Source organism: Rhizobacter sp. OV335, assembly GCF_900142965.1.
GTDB lineage: Bacteria > Pseudomonadota > Gammaproteobacteria > Burkholderiales > Burkholderiaceae_C > Rhizobacter.
This window is the reverse complement of record NZ_FRCQ01000005.1, coordinates 109,746-124,672: the sequence shown is the minus strand read 5'-3', so window position 1 is coordinate 124,672 and position 14,927 is coordinate 109,746. Positions and strand designations below refer to the sequence as shown.

General features: G+C 66.3%; 16 protein-coding genes. 8 read left to right on the top strand and 8 right to left on the bottom strand.

All coding sequences use genetic code 11. From position 1 onward, the window contains the following. The first annotated feature begins 18 nt into the window (after nucleotides 1–18). Both hpnD and BUE42_RS07285 read left to right on the top strand, forming a co-directional pair. Nucleotides 19–867, top strand: coding sequence for a presqualene diphosphate synthase HpnD (hpnD, locus tag BUE42_RS07290; RefSeq protein ID WP_073463943.1), 849 nt, complete (start codon nucleotides 19–21; stop codon nucleotides 865–867). Nucleotides 868–945: 78 nt separating this feature from the next. Further along, the gene (locus BUE42_RS07285; protein WP_073464113.1) at nucleotides 946–1,713 is read left to right on the top strand and encodes an IclR family transcriptional regulator; all 768 of its coding nucleotides are present in this window, start codon (nucleotides 946–948) and stop codon (nucleotides 1,711–1,713) included. A gap of 56 nt (nucleotides 1,714–1,769) precedes the next feature. Here BUE42_RS07285 and pbpG read toward each other — a convergent pair whose 3' ends face one another. The 7 genes from pbpG to BUE42_RS07250 all read right to left on the bottom strand — a co-directional run bounded on the left by pbpG (nucleotide 1,770) and on the right by BUE42_RS07250 (nucleotide 10,928). Further along, nucleotides 1,770–2,828 carry a D-alanyl-D-alanine endopeptidase gene (gene pbpG / locus BUE42_RS07280; RefSeq protein WP_083613968.1) on the bottom strand — a complete coding sequence of 353 codons (1,059 nt, stop codon included), beginning with the start codon at nucleotides 2,826–2,828 and terminating at the stop codon, nucleotides 1,770–1,772. Nucleotides 2,829–2,972: 144 nt separating this feature from the next. Beyond that, nucleotides 2,973–4,514 (bottom strand): 2-isopropylmalate synthase, encoded by a 1,542-nt coding sequence (locus BUE42_RS07275; protein ID WP_073463941.1) that lies wholly within the window; start codon nucleotides 4,512–4,514, stop codon nucleotides 2,973–2,975. Nucleotides 4,515–4,560: 46 nt separating this feature from the next. Next, nucleotides 4,561–6,258 carry a 2-isopropylmalate synthase gene (leuA, locus tag BUE42_RS07270; protein WP_073463940.1) on the bottom strand — a complete coding sequence of 566 codons (1,698 nt, stop codon included), beginning with the start codon at nucleotides 6,256–6,258 and terminating at the stop codon, nucleotides 4,561–4,563. A gap of 192 nt (nucleotides 6,259–6,450) precedes the next feature. Further along, the gene (pssA, locus tag BUE42_RS07265; RefSeq protein WP_073464112.1) at nucleotides 6,451–7,275 is read right to left on the bottom strand and encodes a CDP-diacylglycerol--serine O-phosphatidyltransferase; all 825 of its coding nucleotides are present in this window, start codon (nucleotides 7,273–7,275) and stop codon (nucleotides 6,451–6,453) included. 142 nt (nucleotides 7,276–7,417) lie between these two features. Then, complete coding sequence (ilvC, locus tag BUE42_RS07260; RefSeq protein ID WP_073463939.1) at nucleotides 7,418–8,434, bottom strand: ketol-acid reductoisomerase; 1,017 nt, start codon at nucleotides 8,432–8,434, stop codon at nucleotides 7,418–7,420. 57 nt (nucleotides 8,435–8,491) lie between these two features. Beyond that, nucleotides 8,492–8,983, bottom strand: coding sequence for an acetolactate synthase small subunit (gene ilvN / locus BUE42_RS07255; protein ID WP_047511839.1), 492 nt, complete (start codon nucleotides 8,981–8,983; stop codon nucleotides 8,492–8,494). A gap of 166 nt (nucleotides 8,984–9,149) precedes the next feature. Further along, entirely contained in the window at nucleotides 9,150–10,928 is a 1,779-nt protein-coding gene (locus tag BUE42_RS07250; RefSeq protein WP_073463938.1) for an acetolactate synthase 3 catalytic subunit, read from the bottom strand. 255 nt (nucleotides 10,929–11,183) lie between these two features. Between BUE42_RS07250 and BUE42_RS07245 the strand changes: the two genes are divergently transcribed. The 6 genes from BUE42_RS07245 to BUE42_RS07220 are packed head-to-tail and all read left to right on the top strand — an operon-like array spanning nucleotide 11,184 to nucleotide 14,528. Further along, the gene (locus tag BUE42_RS07245) at nucleotides 11,184–11,750 is read left to right on the top strand and encodes an RNA polymerase sigma factor (RefSeq protein WP_073463937.1); all 567 of its coding nucleotides are present in this window, start codon (nucleotides 11,184–11,186) and stop codon (nucleotides 11,748–11,750) included. Then, a complete protein-coding gene (locus tag BUE42_RS07240) occupies nucleotides 11,747–12,190 on the top strand; it encodes a DUF3619 family protein (protein ID WP_083613946.1) in 444 nt (147 codons plus the stop codon). The genes BUE42_RS07245 and BUE42_RS07240 overlap by 4 nt, the downstream gene beginning before the upstream one ends. 11 nt (nucleotides 12,191–12,201) lie before the next feature. Beyond that, nucleotides 12,202–12,978: a DUF3106 domain-containing protein gene (locus BUE42_RS07235; protein ID WP_159445381.1), complete on the top strand. Its 777-nt coding sequence runs from the start codon at nucleotides 12,202–12,204 to the stop codon at nucleotides 12,976–12,978. Further along, nucleotides 12,975–13,514 (top strand): RDD family protein, encoded by a 540-nt coding sequence (locus tag BUE42_RS07230; protein ID WP_073463936.1) that lies wholly within the window; start codon nucleotides 12,975–12,977, stop codon nucleotides 13,512–13,514. The genes BUE42_RS07235 and BUE42_RS07230 overlap by 4 nt, the downstream gene beginning before the upstream one ends. Before the next feature lie 43 nt (nucleotides 13,515–13,557). Further along, complete coding sequence (locus BUE42_RS07225; protein ID WP_047511825.1) at nucleotides 13,558–13,938, top strand: diacylglycerol kinase; 381 nt, start codon at nucleotides 13,558–13,560, stop codon at nucleotides 13,936–13,938. Next, a complete protein-coding gene (locus tag BUE42_RS07220) occupies nucleotides 13,935–14,528 on the top strand; it encodes an LOG family protein (protein WP_073463935.1) in 594 nt (197 codons plus the stop codon). Before BUE42_RS07225 ends, BUE42_RS07220 begins: the two co-directional genes overlap by 4 nt. Nucleotides 14,529–14,583: 55 nt before the next feature. On the opposite strand, the gene BUE42_RS07215 is transcribed toward BUE42_RS07220, so the two are convergent. Next, nucleotides 14,584–14,922 (bottom strand): P-II family nitrogen regulator, encoded by a 339-nt coding sequence (locus BUE42_RS07215; RefSeq protein WP_047511820.1) that lies wholly within the window; start codon nucleotides 14,920–14,922, stop codon nucleotides 14,584–14,586. Nucleotides 14,923–14,927 lie beyond the last annotated feature (5 nt).

The following is a 14,927-nucleotide window of genomic DNA, read 5'->3' as shown; positions in this document are numbered from 1 at the left end:
AATTGATCACGACCGACGATGACGCCCCAGCAATACGTGCAGGACAAGGCCGCCAAAAGCGGCTCGAGTTTCTACTACGCCTTCCTGTTCCTGCCGCCGCCACGCCGCGCGGCGATCACCGCGTTCTACGCCTTCTGCCGTGAGGTGGACGATGTCGTCGACGAGGTGCAGGACCCCGGCGTCGCCGCCACCAAGCTCGCATGGTGGCGCAAGGAGGTGGCCACCGCCTTCGCCGGCCAGGCGAGCCATCCGGTGATGCAGGCCCTGATGCCGCAAACCGCCGAGTTCGGCATCCGCGCCGAGCACCTGCATGCGGTGATCGACGGTTGCCAGATGGATCTGGAGCAGTCGCGCTACCTCGACTACCCCGGGCTGCAGCGCTACTGCCACCTGGTGGCGGGCATCGTCGGCGAGGTTGCGGCCAGCATTTTCGGCCGCAGCACCGACCAGACACTGCAATACGCCCACAAGCTGGGCCTCGCGATGCAGCTGACCAACATCATCCGCGACGTGGGCGACGATGCGCGCCGCGGGCGCATCTACCTGCCGATCTCCGAACTGCAGCAGTTCGACGTGAAAGCCCACGAGCTGTTGAAACGCACGGCCCCCTGGGGCTACAGCGAACGCTTCACCGCGCTGATGCGCTTCCAGGCCGAGCGGGCGCACCGCTGCTATGACGAGGCCTTCGCGCTGCTGCCCGAGACCGATCGGGTCGCGCAGAAGCCCGGGCTGATGATGGCCAACATCTACCGCACCCTGCTGCGCGAGATCGAGGCCGGCGATTTCCAGGTGCTGCACCAGCGCGTCTCGCTGACACCGATCCGCAAGCTGTGGATCGCGGCACGCACCCACTGGAAGGGGCGCTGAGGCGCGCACCGGCGCCCGGTGCTGGTCAAGTCAGTTTTCGCCATGCAAAATGACGAACAACTGAATGAGAGTGCCGCGATGAAAAGCAAAGAGGGCCAGACCCCGGCAATCCAGGTGCTGGAGCGCATGTTTTCGCTGCTGGACCTGCTGGCATCCCACCAGGATCCGATCTCGCTGAAGCTGATCAGCGAGCAGACGGGGCTGCACCCGTCGACCGCCCACCGCATCCTGAACGACCTGACGGTCGGCCGCTATGTCGACCGGCCCGAAGCCGGCAGCTACCGCCTGGGCATGCGCCTGCTGGAGCTGGGAAATCTGGTGAAGGCGCGCCTGGACGTGCGCGATGCCGCGCTCGGCCCGATGCGCGAGCTGCACAAGCTGACGCACCAGCCGGTGAATCTGTCGATGCGCCAGGGCGATGAGATCGTCTACATCGAGCGAACCTACAGTGAACGCTCGGGCATGCAGGTGGTTCGCGCCGTCGGTGGGCGGGCACCGCTGCACCTGACCTCGGTCGGCAAGCTGTTCCTGGCGCACGACGATCCGCAGCGCGTGCGGGCCTATGCGACCCGCACCGGACTGGCCGGCCACACGCGCAACAGCATCACCGAGGTCAGCACGCTGGAGCGCGAACTGTCGAAGGTGCTGCAGTACGGCACGGCACGCGACGACGAGGAGCTGGAGCTGGGGGTGCGCTGCATGGCCGCCGGCATCCTGGACGACCAGGGCAAGCTGGTCGCAGGACTGTCGATCTCGGCGCCTGCGGACCGGCTGGAAGAAGCCTGGCTGGAGCGGCTGAAAGCGACCGCGTCGCAGATCTCGTCAGCGCTCGGGCATCGCAGCTGAAATGCAAAGAGCCCGGGATGACCGGGCTCTTTTTTCATCGTGCAGGAACGCGGCGTTCAGGACGTCAGCTTCGGCAGCTCGTGGACCACCGTGGTGGCCGGTTCCATGGCCGGAGCAACCACCGCCGGAACCGGTGCCAGCTGGTTCACCCAGCGGCGAACGCGCTCCGCATCGCCGATCCGCGAATACTTGCCGGCCGAATCCAGGAACACCATGATCAGCTTGCGGCCGGCCAGCTTGGCCTGCATCACCAGGCAGCGACCGGCTTCGGAGATGTAGCCGGTCTTCTGCACGTTGATGTCCCACTCGGGGCTGCGCACCAGGCCGTTGGTGGTGTGGAAGGCCTGCATGCGCCGACCGACCATCACCTGGTATTCCGGCGAGGTCGACAGCTCGCTGATCAGCGGACGCGAGCCCGCCTCTTTCACGAGCAGGGCCAGGTCGTGCGCGCTCGACTGGTTGCGGCTGGACAAGCCCGTCGGCTCGACGTAATGGGTATCGCCCATGCCGAGTTCGATCGCCTTGCGGTTCATCGCGGCAACGAAGGCATCGAGCCCGCCCGGATAGTGGCGGCCCAGCGCATGGGCGGCGCGGTTCTCGGACGACATCAGCGCCAGGTGCAGCATCTCTTCGCGCGTCAGCTGGGTGCCGACCGTCAGGCGCGAGCGGCTGCCCTTCTCGGTGTCGACATCGTCTTGCGTGATCGTCAGGGTTTCATCCAGCGGCAGCTGGGCATCGGTGACGACGACGGCCGTCATCAGCTTGGTCAGCGAAGCGATCGGCAGCACGGCGCCGGGGTTCTTGCTGAACAGGATCTCGTTGGTGTCCTGGTCCATCACCAGGGCGACGCTGGACTTCAGTTCCAGCGGATCGAGCGTGCTGTGCAGACCGGCGATCTGGCCGAACGACGGACGGGCCGGCGCGAAGGCGACGGTGCGGACCCGTTTGCTGCGGGCCGCGCTCTTGGTCTTGCCCGCGGTGGCCTTGGCGCTGGCGGCGACCTTGCGCTTGGTGGGTTTGACGGTGCCGTCAGCGGCTACCGCGGCCAACGGCAGTGCAACTGCAGTGATCAACGTGATCAACCCGCGAATCATCGCCGATACCGAAACTTGCATCATTTTTGCCACAACAACCCCTTGACAGCCGCTGTCGCGAGTGTAGGTGAAAGAAAAAAAGCGCGCAAGATCAAAAACTTACGCGCCCTTTCTCCTTCTGTACCTTAGGGTTTGTCAGGTCTGTGACAAAGTCATCAGATCAGCTCATCCCTGGGCAGCGACGCGTTCGCTCTTGCTGTGCAACTTGTTCATGGCCGCGAGATAGGCCTTGGCCGAAGCCACCACGATGTCCGGATCAGACCCGACTCCGTTGACGACGCGGCCACCATGCTGCAGTCGAACCGTCACCTCACCTTGAGATTCTGTGCTTCCCGAGGTGATGGCATTGACCGAATAGAGCAGCATTTCGGCGCCACTTTGCAGCTTGGATTCGATGGCCTTCAAACTGGCATCGACCGGGCCGTTGCCGTCGCTCTCGGCGTGGTGCTCGACGCCGCCGGCCGAGAACGCGACCGTGGCGTGCGGCCGCTCGCCCATCTCGGAGTGCTGCGACAGCGCGAGCAGCCGGTAGTGCTCGCTCTCGGCCATCACCGCCTCGTCCATCACCAGCGCGAGGATGTCCTCGTCGAAGATGTCGCTCTTGCGGTCGGCCAGCTCCTTGAACTTCGCGAACGCGGCATTGATGTCGGCCTCGGACTCCATCGAGATGCCGAGCTCCTGCAGGCGCTGCTTGAAGGCATTGCGCCCCGACAGCTTGCCCAGCACGATCTTGTTGGCGGCCCAGCCGACGTCTTCGGCCCGCATGATCTCGTAGGTGTCGCGCGCCTTCAGCACGCCGTCCTGGTGGATGCCGGACGCATGCGCGAAGGCGTTGGCGCCGACCACCGCCTTGTTCGGCTGCACGACGAAGCCGGTCGTCTGCGACACCAGCCGGGAAGCCGGCACGATCTGCGTCGCATCGATGCCGATGTCGAGGTTGAAGTAGTCGCGTCGTGTCTTCACCGCCATCACGACCTCTTCGAGCGAGCAGTTGCCGGCCCGCTCACCCAGGCCGTTGATGGTGCATTCGATCTGCCGCGCGCCGCCGATCTTCACGCCCGCCAGCGAATTGGCGACCGCCATGCCGAGGTCGTTGTGGCAATGCACCGACCACACCGCCTTGTCGGCATTGGGAATGCGCTGGCGCAGGTCGAGGATGAAGTTGCCGTACAGCTCGGGGATCGCATAACCGACGGTGTCGGGAATGTTGATCGTCGTCGCGCCTTCGGCGATCACCGCCTCGAGCACGCGGCACAGGAAGTCGGGGTCGGAGCGGTAGCCGTCTTCCGGCGAGAACTCGACATCGCCGCTCAGGTTGCGCGCAAAGCGCGTCGACAGCCGCGCCTGCTCGAACACCTGGTCCGGCGTCATGCGCAGCTTCTTTTCCATGTGCAGCGCACTGGTCGCGAGGAACAGGTGGATGCGCGTCGAGTTGCCGCCCTGCAGCGCCTCGGCGGCGCGCGCAATGTCACGGTCGTTCGCGCGCGCCAGCGAGCAGATGGTGCTGTCCTTCACCGCGTGGGCGATCGCCTTCACCGCTTCGAAGTCGCCGTTCGACGCCGCCGCGAAGCCGGCCTCGATCACATCGACCTTCAAGCGCTCGAGCTGCCGGGCGATGCGGAGCTTCTCGTCCTTGGTCATCGAGGCGCCGGGCGATTGCTCGCCGTCGCGCAAGGTGGTGTCGAAGATGATCAGTTTGTCGGTCATGGGTGACTCCTCAGTTCTGGTGATCTGGTCGATCTTGGAGCGGATCTTAGGCGAGCTCGGCGGCCTTGAACGCCAGTTCGCCGCGGCGCAGCGCGCGCTGCAGCCCGGACACGATGGCCTTCAACGAGGCGGACACGATGTTGGCATCGATGCCGACACCGAACAGCGTCACCGCATCGCCGACCCGCAGCTCGAGGTACGCGGCCGCGCGCGCATCGGCACCGCTGGCGATCGCATGCTCGTGGTAGTCGAGCACTCGCACCGTCGCGGCCAGGTGTCGGTTCAGTGCGTTGACGAACGCGTCGATCGGCCCTGCACCATCGGCGTCGAGTGCGAGTTCACGGTCGCCCAGGCGGACCGATCCGCGCAAGTGGACCGAGCCATCCGCCTGCGCGGTGATCGCGGGCGCGTTCGAACGCGCCGCGGGATCGTCGTCGATGCCGTACTCGCCCCGGAAGACGGCCCACAGGTCGGCCGCCGTCTGCTCCTTGCCGCTGTCGTCCATCACGCGCTGGACCACGCCGCTGAATTCGATCTGCAGGCGGCGCGGCAACTCGACGCCGTACTCGGTCTCGAGCAGGTACGACACCCCACCCTTGCCCGACTGGCTGTTGACGCGGATCACCGCGTCGTAGCTGCGCCCGAGATCGGCCGGATCGATCGGCAGGTAGGGCATGTCCCAGAGGTCGGTCGGCTGGCGCTGCGCGAAGGCCTTCTTGATCGCGTCCTGGTGCGAACCGGAAAACGAGGTGTAGACCAGGTCGCCGGCATACGGGTGCCGCGGGTGCACCGGCAACTGGTTGCAGTGCTCGACGCAGCGGCGCACCTCGTCGATGTCGGAGAAGTCGAGTCCCGGCGAGATGCCTTGCGTGTACAGGTTCAGCGCGATGTTGACGAGGTCGACGTTGCCGGTGCGTTCGCCATTGCCGAACAGGCAGCCCTCGATGCGCTCGGCGCCTGCCATCAAGGCCAGCTCGCCGGTCGCGGTGCCGGTGCCGCGGTCGTTGTGCGGGTGCACCGACAGCACGATCGACTCGCGCCGCTCGAGGTGGCGGTGCATCCACTCGATCATGTCGGCGAACACGTTCGGCGTGCAACGCTCGATGGTGGTCGGCAGGTTGACGATGCACTTGCGCTGCGGCGTGGGCTGCCACACGGCGGTCACTGCGTCGACGACGCGCTTGGCGAACGGCAACTCGGTGTCCGAAAAAGTCTCGGGCGAGTACTCGAAGCGCCAGTCGGTGTCCGGCTGGGCCGCGGCGCATTCGTTGAAGATCCGTGCATGCGCGGTCGCGAGTTCGACGACGCCGTCCTCGTCGAGGCCGAGCACGACGCGGCGCATTCCCGGCGCCGTCGCGTTGTAGAGGTGGACGATGGCACGGCGCACGCCCTGCAGCGATTCGAAGGTGCGGCGGATCAGTGGCTCGCGGGCCGGCGTCAGCACCTGGATCGTCACGTCGTCGGGGATGCGGTCCTGCTCGATCAGCAGCCGCACGAAATCGAAATCCGTCTGCGAGGCCGACGGGAAGCCGACCTCGATCTCCTTGAAGCCGATGCGCAGCAGCATCTCGAACATGCGCAGCTTGCGTTGCGCATCCATCGGCTCGATCAGCGCCTGGTTGCCATCGCGCAGGTCGGTGCTGAGCCAGATCGGCGCGTGCGCCAGCACGGCATCCGGCCAGCGGCGGTCGGGCAAGGCAACGGGTTTGAATGCGCGGTACTTGGTGTGCGGTTGCTTCAGCATGGCGATCCCTTGAGAGTCGTGTGGCGCAACCTGCACTCCAAAAAGCAAAACGGCCCGCTGCAGGTTGCAATCGGGCCGTTGAGACGAAAACGTTGGACGTGAACGATCAGCGCACCCGGGGACCTCCTAGGGATAGCGCTAGCGTGATCGTGGTGCGGAACGTCATGGGTCGCGAATGTAGCACGGCCGGGATCAGCGGTGCAGGCCTTCTTCGTCGGGCTCGTCCATCGACGTGGCGATCACGCTGACCGGCTTGCCCTTCATCCGCTTCCAGACGTAGACGCCATAGCCCGAGACGCCGTAGATGACGAACAGCCCGAAGAACACCAGCGGCGGGTGCCAGGTGAACAGCGAGATACCGAGCGCGATCGCGACGATCACGATGAACGGCACCGAGCGCTTGAAGCTCACGTCCTTGAAGCTGTAGAACGGCACGTTGGTCACCATCGTCAGGCCGGCATACAGCGTGAAGCCGAACGCCGTCCAGATGAGCCAGGCGCCCTCTTCGTCGACCACGAAACCCTGGTCGTTCATCAGCCAGATGAAGCCCATCACCAGCGCCGCCGCGGCCGGGCTCGGAAGGCCCTGGAAGAACCGCTTGTCGACCACCTTGAGGTTGGTGTTGAAGCGCGCCAGGCGCAAGGCCGCGCACGAGCAGTAGACGAAGGCCGCGAGCCAGCCCGGCTTGCCGAGGTCTTTCAGCGCCCATTCGTAGACGATCAGCGCCGGCGCCGCGCCGAACGACACCATGTCCGACAGGCTGTCCATCTGCTCGCCGAACGCGGTCTGCGTGTTGGTCATGCGGGCCACGCGGCCATCGAGGCTGTCGAGCACCATCGCGCAGAAGATGCCGATGGCCGATTGCTCGAACTGCCCGTTCATCGCCATCACGATGGCATAGAAGCCGCCGAACAGCGCCGCCAGCGTGAACAGGTTCGGCAGGATGTAGATGCCCTTGCGACGACGCCGCACGGGCAGTTCATCGGCATCGGGCAGGGGTTGGTCGCCGTCGTGCACGTCGTCGCTCATGAGCCAGGCCGCGTCGGCGGCCAAGAGGAAATGTTCATCGCGTGAAGGATACCGCAGCCCACTCGTGAAAAAGGGCCGCACGCGTTGCAGCGTGCAGCCCTTTCGACGGTGAGCTGCGTGGGCGGCCCGGTCAGTTCTTCGACTGGTCGACCAGGCGGTTCTTCTTGATCCACGGCATCATCGCGCGCAGCTGCTCGCCGACCACCTCGATCGGGTGCTCGGCCGTCAGGCGGCGGCGCGACAGCAGCGTCGGGGCACCGGCGCGGTTCTCGAGGATGAAGCTCTTCGCGTACTCGCCGGTCTGGATGTCTTTCAGCGCCTGGCGCATGGCTTGGCGGGTTTCGTCCGTCACGATCTTCGGCCCGGTCACGTACTCGCCGTACTCGGCGTTGTTCGAGATCGAGTAGTTCATGTTGGCGATGCCGCCTTCGTAGATCAGGTCGACGATCAGCTTCAGTTCATGCAGGCACTCGAAGTAGGCCATCTCCGGCGCGTAGCCGGCTTCGGTCAGCGTCTCGAACCCGGCCTTGATCAGCTCGACGGCGCCGCCGCACAGCACGGCCTGCTCGCCGAACAGGTCGGTCTCGGTCTCTTCGCGGAAGTTGGTCTCGATCACGCCAGCCTTGCCGCCGCCGTTGGCCGCCGCGTACGACAGCGCCAGGTCGCGCGCCTTGCCGGTCTTGTCGGCATAGACGGCGATCAGGTGCGGCACGCCGCCGCCCTGGGTGTAGGTCGAGCGCACGGTGTGGCCCGGCGCCTTCGGTGCGACCATCCAGACGTCGAGGTCGGCGCGCGGCACGACCTGGCCGTAGTGCACGTTGAAGCCGTGCGCGAACGCGAGCGATGCGCCCTGCTTGATGTTCGGCTCGACCTCGTTCTTGTAGACCGACGCGATCTGCTCGTCGGGCAGCAGGATCATGACGACGTCGGCGGCCTTCACCGCATCGGCGATCTCGGCGACCTTCAGGCCGGCCTTCTCGGCCTTGGACCACGAGGCCCCGCCCTTGCGCAGGCCGACGGTGACCTTGACGCCGCTGTCGTTCAGGTTCTGCGCGTGCGCATGGCCCTGCGAGCCGTAGCCGATGATCGTGACGTTCTTGCCCTTCACCAGGCTCAGGTCAGCATCCTTGTCGTAATAAACCTTCATGGTCTTCTCCAGAAAAAACAGGTCAGTCTTGCGGGGTGAGTGGATTGATCGAGACGATCAGACGCGCAGGATGCGCTCGCCGCGACCGATCCCGCTGGTGCCGGTGCGCACGGTTTCGAGGATGGCGCTGCGGTCGATCGCTTCGATGAAGGCATCGAGCTTGGACGCATCGCCGGTGAGTTCGATGGTGTAGCTTTTCTCGGTGACGTCGATGATGCGGCCGCGGAAGATGTCGGCCATGCGCTTCATCTCTTCGCGTTCCTTGCCGACGGCGCGCACCTTGATGAGCATCAGCTCGCGTTCAGTGAAGGCACCTTCGGTCAGGTCGACGACCTTGACCACCTCGATGAGCCGGTTCAGGTGCTTGGTGATCTGCTCGATCACCTCGTCGGAGCCGGTCGTCACGATGGTCATGCGCGACAGCGAGGCATCCTCGGTGGGCGCGACGGTCAGGCTCTCGATGTTGTATCCGCGGGCCGAGAACAGCGCGACGACGCGCGACAGCGCGCCCGGTTCGTTCTCGAGCAGCAAGGCAATGATGTGTTTCATGGTCGTTGGAGCGCGCTCTTCAGACCGGCGGCGGTAACCGACGGGCCTTGGCCACGCTGTGTCGATGATGGAAAGTTGAACCTCGAATGGTCGAAGCAGTGATTGCACATTCCACCGGCGGTCGACGGCGCGCGGTGACGCGCCGCCCTGGCCGGTGTTCAGCGCGTCACAGGTCTTCGGACCCCAGTCGCATCTCGCTGATGCCCTTGCCGGCCTGGACCATCGGCCAGACGTTCTCGGTCGGATCGGTGCGAATGTCGAGGAACACCGTGCGGTCCTTGAGCTTGATCGCCTCGCGCAGCGCGGGCTCGACATCCGACGGCTTCTCGACCAGCAGCCCGACGTGGCCGTAGGCCTCGGCCAGCTTGACGAAATTGGGCAGCGCATCCATGTAGCTGTGCGAGTAGCGGCCGCCGTAATCGAGCTCCTGCCATTGCCGCACCATGCCCAGGTAGCGGTTGTTCAGCGACACGATCTTGACCGGCGTCTTGTATTGCAGGCAGGTCGACAGCTCCTGGATGCACATCTGGATCGAGCCCTCGCCGGTGATGCAGAACACGTCGGCATCGGGCTTCGCGAGCTTGATGCCCATCGCGTACGGCAGCCCGACGCCCATCGTGCCCAGCCCGCCGGAATTGATCCAGCGGCGCGGCTCGTCGAAGCGGTAGAACTGCGCGGCCCACATCTGGTGCTGGCCGACGTCGGAGGTGATGTAGGTGTCGCGGTCCTTCGTCAGCTCCCAGAGCTTCTCGACGACGGCCTGCGGCTTGATGACCTCGGTGCTGTTCTTGTACGACAGGCACTCGCGCTTGCGCCATTCGTTGATCTGGCCCCACCAGGCCGACAACGCCTGCACGTCGGGGCGGGCCTGCGCCTCGCGGATCTGGGCGATCAGCTCCTGCAGCACGTCCTTCACGTCGCCGACGATCGGGATGTCGACCTTGACGCGCTTCGAGATCGACGAGGGGTCGATGTCGATGTGGACGATCTTGCGCTCGACGGACGCGAAGTGCTTCGGGTTGCCGATCACGCGGTCATCGAAACGCGCGCCGACCGCCAGCAGGACGTCGCAGTTCTGCATCGTCATGTTGGCTTCGTAGGTCCCGTGCATGCCGAGCATGCCGAGGAACTTCGGGTCGCTGGCCGGGAACGCGCCCAGGCCCATCAGCGTGTTGGTGCACGGGTAGCCGAGCAGGTTGACCAGCTCGCGCAGCTCGGCCGACGCATTGCCCAGCACGACCCCGCCGCCGGTGTAGATGTAGGGGCGCTTGGCGGCCAGCAGCAGCTGCACCGCCTTGCGGATCTGCCCGCCGTGGCCCTTGCGGACCGGGTTGTACGAGCGCATCTCGACGCTCTGCGGGTAGTGGAACGGAGTCGTCTTCTGCGACACGTCCTTCGGGATGTCGACCACGACCGGACCGGGCCGGCCGGTGCGGGCGATGTGGAAGGCCTTCTTGAGCGTCGTCGCGAGGTCGCGCACGTCCTTCACGAGGAAGTTGTGCTTGACGATCGGGCGGGTGATGCCGACGGTGTCGCATTCCTGGAAGGCGTCGAGGCCGATCGCCGCGGTCGGCACCTGCCCGGTGATGATCACCATCGGGATCGAATCCATGTAGGCGGTCGCGATGCCGGTGACGGCATTCGTGACGCCCGGGCCCGACGTGACCAGCGCGACGCCGACGTTGCCGGTGGCGCGGGCATAGCCGTCGGCCGCATGGATCGCCGCCTGTTCGTGGCGGACCAGCACGTGCTCGATGGTGTCCTGCTTGTACAGCGCGTCGTAGATGTAGAGGACGGCACCGCCGGGGTAGCCCCAGAGGAACTTGACGTTCTCGGCCTGGAGGCAGCGGACGAGGATTTCAGAGCCGTTCGGCTCGACGGGGGGAGAAGAGGGGTGCGGTTGTGCCGAAGCGGCACGCTTGATTTCCGCGGCAGACATGTCCATTTTGAACCTTTGTGAATTTCTCTGACGAAAAACCATCGGTGCACCTTCCCTCGCCCTCGTGAGGCGGGTGTGGTACCTGCGCAATCAAAAACTGCAACGCCCGGGGTCGGGCAGCTGAGTCAAGACCAAATGTTGTGCAACGGGCGATTATGGCACCGGTTTGCATCGATCTCCGGCGAAAGGGACGCCTGACCGGGTGACGGTGAGATAATCCGCCCCGTTTTGACAGGCTGGCTGGCCCGAGGCGCATCCCCCTTGGCATCTGAAAAAGAACTTTCCGATTTCCTCAAGAGCGTCGAGAAACGTGCCTTCAAGCGCGTGGTGTATGCCGTGCGGGATGACGATGCGGCGCTCGACATCGTCCAGGATTCGATGATCCGGCTGGCCGAGAAATACTTCGACCGCCCGGCCGCGGAACTGCCGCTGGTGTTCCAGCGCATCCTGTCGAACGCGACCATGGACTGGTTCCGGCGCCAGAAGGTGCGCAATGCGGTGGTGCGCAATTTCTCCGAGTTCGAATCCGCGAGCGACGACGGGGATTTCGATTTGCTGGAAACTCTGGCGTTGCAGGACGACTCCCCCGCCACTGAAAGCGCTGCCGATTCGGTTTCCCGGGCTCAGATCCTGCTAGCCATCGAGGCGCAGGTGGCCCAGCTTCCGACACGTCAACGGGAAGCCTTTCTGCTGCGTTACTGGGAGGAACTCGATGTTGCCGAGACGGCCGCCGTGATGGGGTGCTCGGAAGGAAGCGTGAAGACCCATTGCTCGCGTGCCGTGCATGCCCTGGCCAACGCCCTCAAGTCGAAGGGAATCGAACTATGAACAGCCATACCACTGCACTGCCCACCCCACCGCGCTCCGTCGCCGAGCTGGACGCCCTCCAGACGCGCTTCGCCCTCCGCCTGTCCGCCCGCCTGACCGAGCAATCGCAGGCTGTCTCGCCCGACATTTCCGAACGCCTGCGCTTTGCGCGCGAACAGGCGCTGGCCCGTGCCCGCACGAAGCTGGCCGCCGAGACGGCGGGTGCTGTCTCCCGCTCCGGCCCGTCGCTCGCGCTGCTGGGCGGCTGGGGCGTCAAGATCGCCTCGGTGCTGCCGCTGGTGGTGCTGGCCGCCGGCCTGATCCTGATCCAGCGCTGGCACAGCAGCACGCAGATTTCGGCCGCCGCTGAAATCGACGCCAGCCTGCTGTCCGACGACGTGCCGCCGGACGCCTACAGCGACCCCGGCTTCGTGGAATTCCTCAAGACTCCCCGCGACTGAACGAGGCGCTCGTGACTCGACGCCTCGACAAGGACCCCGCCGCACCCGCGCTGCGCCGCCGCTTCTTGCCGCTGCTGGCCGGTGCGCTGCTGGCCTGCGCGGGGCTGGCGTGGTCGCAGCAGGCGCCCGCCGGGAATGGAGCCGGCCCCGCCTGGTCGGCGCTGACACCGGCGCAACAGCACGCGCTGAGCCCACTGCAGCGTGACTGGAACAGCATCGACGCCCCGCGCCGCCGCAAGTGGATCGAGATCTCGGAGCGTTTCGGCTCGCTGCCGCCGGCCGAGCAGGCGCGCGTGCAGTCGCGCATGGCCGAGTGGGCCAAGCTGACGCCGAAGGAGCGCGCCGAGGCCCGGCTGAACTTCAAGGAAGCCCAGCAGGTCGCGCCGCAGGACCGCAAGTCGCAGTGGGAGGCCTACAAGGCCCTGCCACCCGACCAGCGCAAGCAGCTGGCCGAGCGCGCCGAGCACAAGGCGCCTGCCCCGAAAGCCGGCAAGGAGCCTGACGGCGACGCTTCCGAAGCGAAATCGAGCATCGTTCCGAACACCGCGTACGCCGCCCGCCCGAAGGCCGTGGCGCCGACGGTGGCGCAGGCGCAGCCGGGTGCGACGACCAACCTGATCTCGAAGCGCCCCACCCCGCCGGCCCACCAGCAGACCGGCCTGCCGAAGATCGCCACGGCCCCCGGACTCGTCGACAGCGCCACCTTGCTGCCGAAACGCGGCCCGCAGGCCGCCGCGACCCGCTCGGTTCCGGCGTCGGCCCCGGCCGCCGGCAAGCCGCAGCGATGAGTTCCACCCCGGCGCTGGCCGCAGCGCCGCTGCGCGCGCCCAGCCTGAAGCGCCGCATGGCCTGCTTCGTCTACGAAGGGCTGATCCTGTTCGGCATCGGCCTGATCCCCGGCGCGATCGGCGCCCTCTTCGTCGCCGTCACAGGCCGTGAGCATGGCGTCGAGTTGCGCTACATCGCCTTCATCATCTACGGCCTGTACTTCACCTGGTTCTGGTCGCGCCGCGGCCAGACGCTGCCGATGCAGACCTGGCGCATCCGTGTCGTCGCGGCCGACGGGCGGCCGTTGTCGCAGTGGCACGCGCTGGCCCGCTACTTCGCGAGCTGGATCTGGATCGCACCGGCCTGGGCGCTCGCCCGCCTGAACGGCTGGGCCGGCAAGGAGATGTTCGCCGCGCTCGGCGTCGGCATCGTCGCCTACGCGCTGCTCGCGCTGCTGCACCCGCAGCGCCAGTTCTGGCATGACGCGCTGTGCGGCACCCGCCTGGTCGACGCTCCGCCCACCCCACCCGCCTCACCCCCCGCCAGCCCGGCCTGAGCGCGCGTCGGGTCGTCATCGGCTCAGGGCACAATCGCGGCCCATGACGAATCCCTACAAAGGACGCACCGGTCTGGAACGCGTGATCCGCGCCACCGGCTACTCCATCGAAGGCCTGAAAACGGCCTACCACGGCGAAAGCGCCTTCCGCCAGGAGACCTGGCTCGCGGTGTTCCTGCTGCCCGCGGCGCTGTGGCTCGGCCGCACCTGGATCGAGACCGCGCTGCTGGCCGGTTCGGTGCTGCTGGTGCTGATCGTCGAGCTGCTGAATTCCGGCATCGAGGCGGTGGTCGACCGGGTCTCGTTCGAACTGCACGACCTCTCGAAGCGCGCCAAGGACCTGGCCAGCGCGGCGGTGTTCCTGTCGCTGATGCTGTGCGGCGGCATCTGGCTGGCCGCGCTGTGGCACCGCTTCATGCCATGAACGCCGCGACGCCTTTCTCGCTGTGCGTCTACTGCGGCTCGCGCAGCGGCACTGACCCGGCCCATGAAGCCGCCGCCCGCCGCGTCGGCACGCTGATCGGCGAGCGCGGCTGGCGCCTGGTCTACGGCGGCGGCCGGGCCGGCCTGATGGGCGTGGTGGCCGATGCTACGCTGGCGGCCGGCGGCACGGTGGTCGGCGTGATCCCGCATGCGCTGATGTCGCGCGAGCTCGGGCATCCCGGCCTGACCGAGCTGCACGTGGTCGACACGATGCACGAACGCAAGCGGATGATGGCCGAGCGCGCCAGCGCGTTCCTCGCGTTGCCGGGCGGCATCGGCACCTTCGAGGAGCTGTTCGAGGTCTGGACCTGGCGCCAGCTCGGCTACCACGACCAGCCGATCGGGCTGCTCAACGTCGCGGGCTATTACGACGAGCTGCTGGCCTTCCTGGCCAAGACCATCGACGCCGGGTTCCTGTCGACGGCGCAGCACGACCTGCTGAACGTTTCGGACGATGCCGAGGCGCTGCTGACCCAGCTGGCAACGCTCGCGGGCGGCGCGCACCAGCCCGACGACTACCGTTCGATCTGACGTCGCCATGAAAAAGGCCCGCTCGCGGCGGGCCCCATTCCGGTGCAAGAGCGCGTCAGACGGCCGCTTCGTCCGTCTCGCCGGTGCGGATGCGCACCACCTGCTCGACCGCCGTCACGAAGATCTTGCCGTCGCCGATCTTGCCGGTCTTGGCGGCCTTGACGATCGCGTCGATGCAGCGATCGACATCGCCATCCTTGACCACCACCTCGACCTTCACTTTCGGCAGGAAGTCGACGACGTACTCGGCTCCGCGGTACAGCTCGGTGTGCCCCTTCTGGCGGCCGAAGCCCTTGACCTCGGTCACCGTCAGGCCGGTCACGCCGACATCGGCCAAGGCTTCGCGGACTTCCTCGAGCTTGAACGGCTTCACGATCGCGGTGATCTGTTTCATGGCGG

Coding starts and splice junctions, on each gene's coding strand:
- hpnD (WP_073463943.1), top strand. CDS start 19: ATGACGCCCCAGCAATACGTGCAGGACAAGGCCGCCAAAAGCGGCTCG.
- BUE42_RS07285 (WP_073464113.1), top strand. CDS start 946: ATGAAAAGCAAAGAGGGCCAGACCCCGGCAATCCAGGTGCTGGAGCGC.
- pbpG (WP_083613968.1), bottom strand. CDS start 2,828: ATGCAAGTTTCGGTATCGGCGATGATTCGCGGGTTGATCACGTTGATC.
- BUE42_RS07275 (WP_073463941.1), bottom strand. CDS start 4,514: ATGACCGACAAACTGATCATCTTCGACACCACCTTGCGCGACGGCGAG.
- leuA (WP_073463940.1), bottom strand. CDS start 6,258: ATGCTGAAGCAACCGCACACCAAGTACCGCGCATTCAAACCCGTTGCC.
- ilvC (WP_073463939.1), bottom strand. CDS start 8,434: ATGAAGGTTTATTACGACAAGGATGCTGACCTGAGCCTGGTGAAGGGC.
- ilvN (WP_047511839.1), bottom strand. CDS start 8,983: ATGAAACACATCATTGCCTTGCTGCTCGAGAACGAACCGGGCGCGCTG.
- BUE42_RS07250 (WP_073463938.1), bottom strand. CDS start 10,928: ATGGACATGTCTGCCGCGGAAATCAAGCGTGCCGCTTCGGCACAACCG.
- BUE42_RS07240 (WP_083613946.1), top strand. CDS start 11,747: ATGAACAGCCATACCACTGCACTGCCCACCCCACCGCGCTCCGTCGCC.
- BUE42_RS07230 (WP_073463936.1), top strand. CDS start 12,975: ATGAGTTCCACCCCGGCGCTGGCCGCAGCGCCGCTGCGCGCGCCCAGC.
- BUE42_RS07225 (WP_047511825.1), top strand. CDS start 13,558: ATGACGAATCCCTACAAAGGACGCACCGGTCTGGAACGCGTGATCCGC.
- BUE42_RS07220 (WP_073463935.1), top strand. CDS start 13,935: ATGAACGCCGCGACGCCTTTCTCGCTGTGCGTCTACTGCGGCTCGCGC.
- BUE42_RS07215 (WP_047511820.1), bottom strand. CDS start 14,922: ATGAAACAGATCACCGCGATCGTGAAGCCGTTCAAGCTCGAGGAAGTC.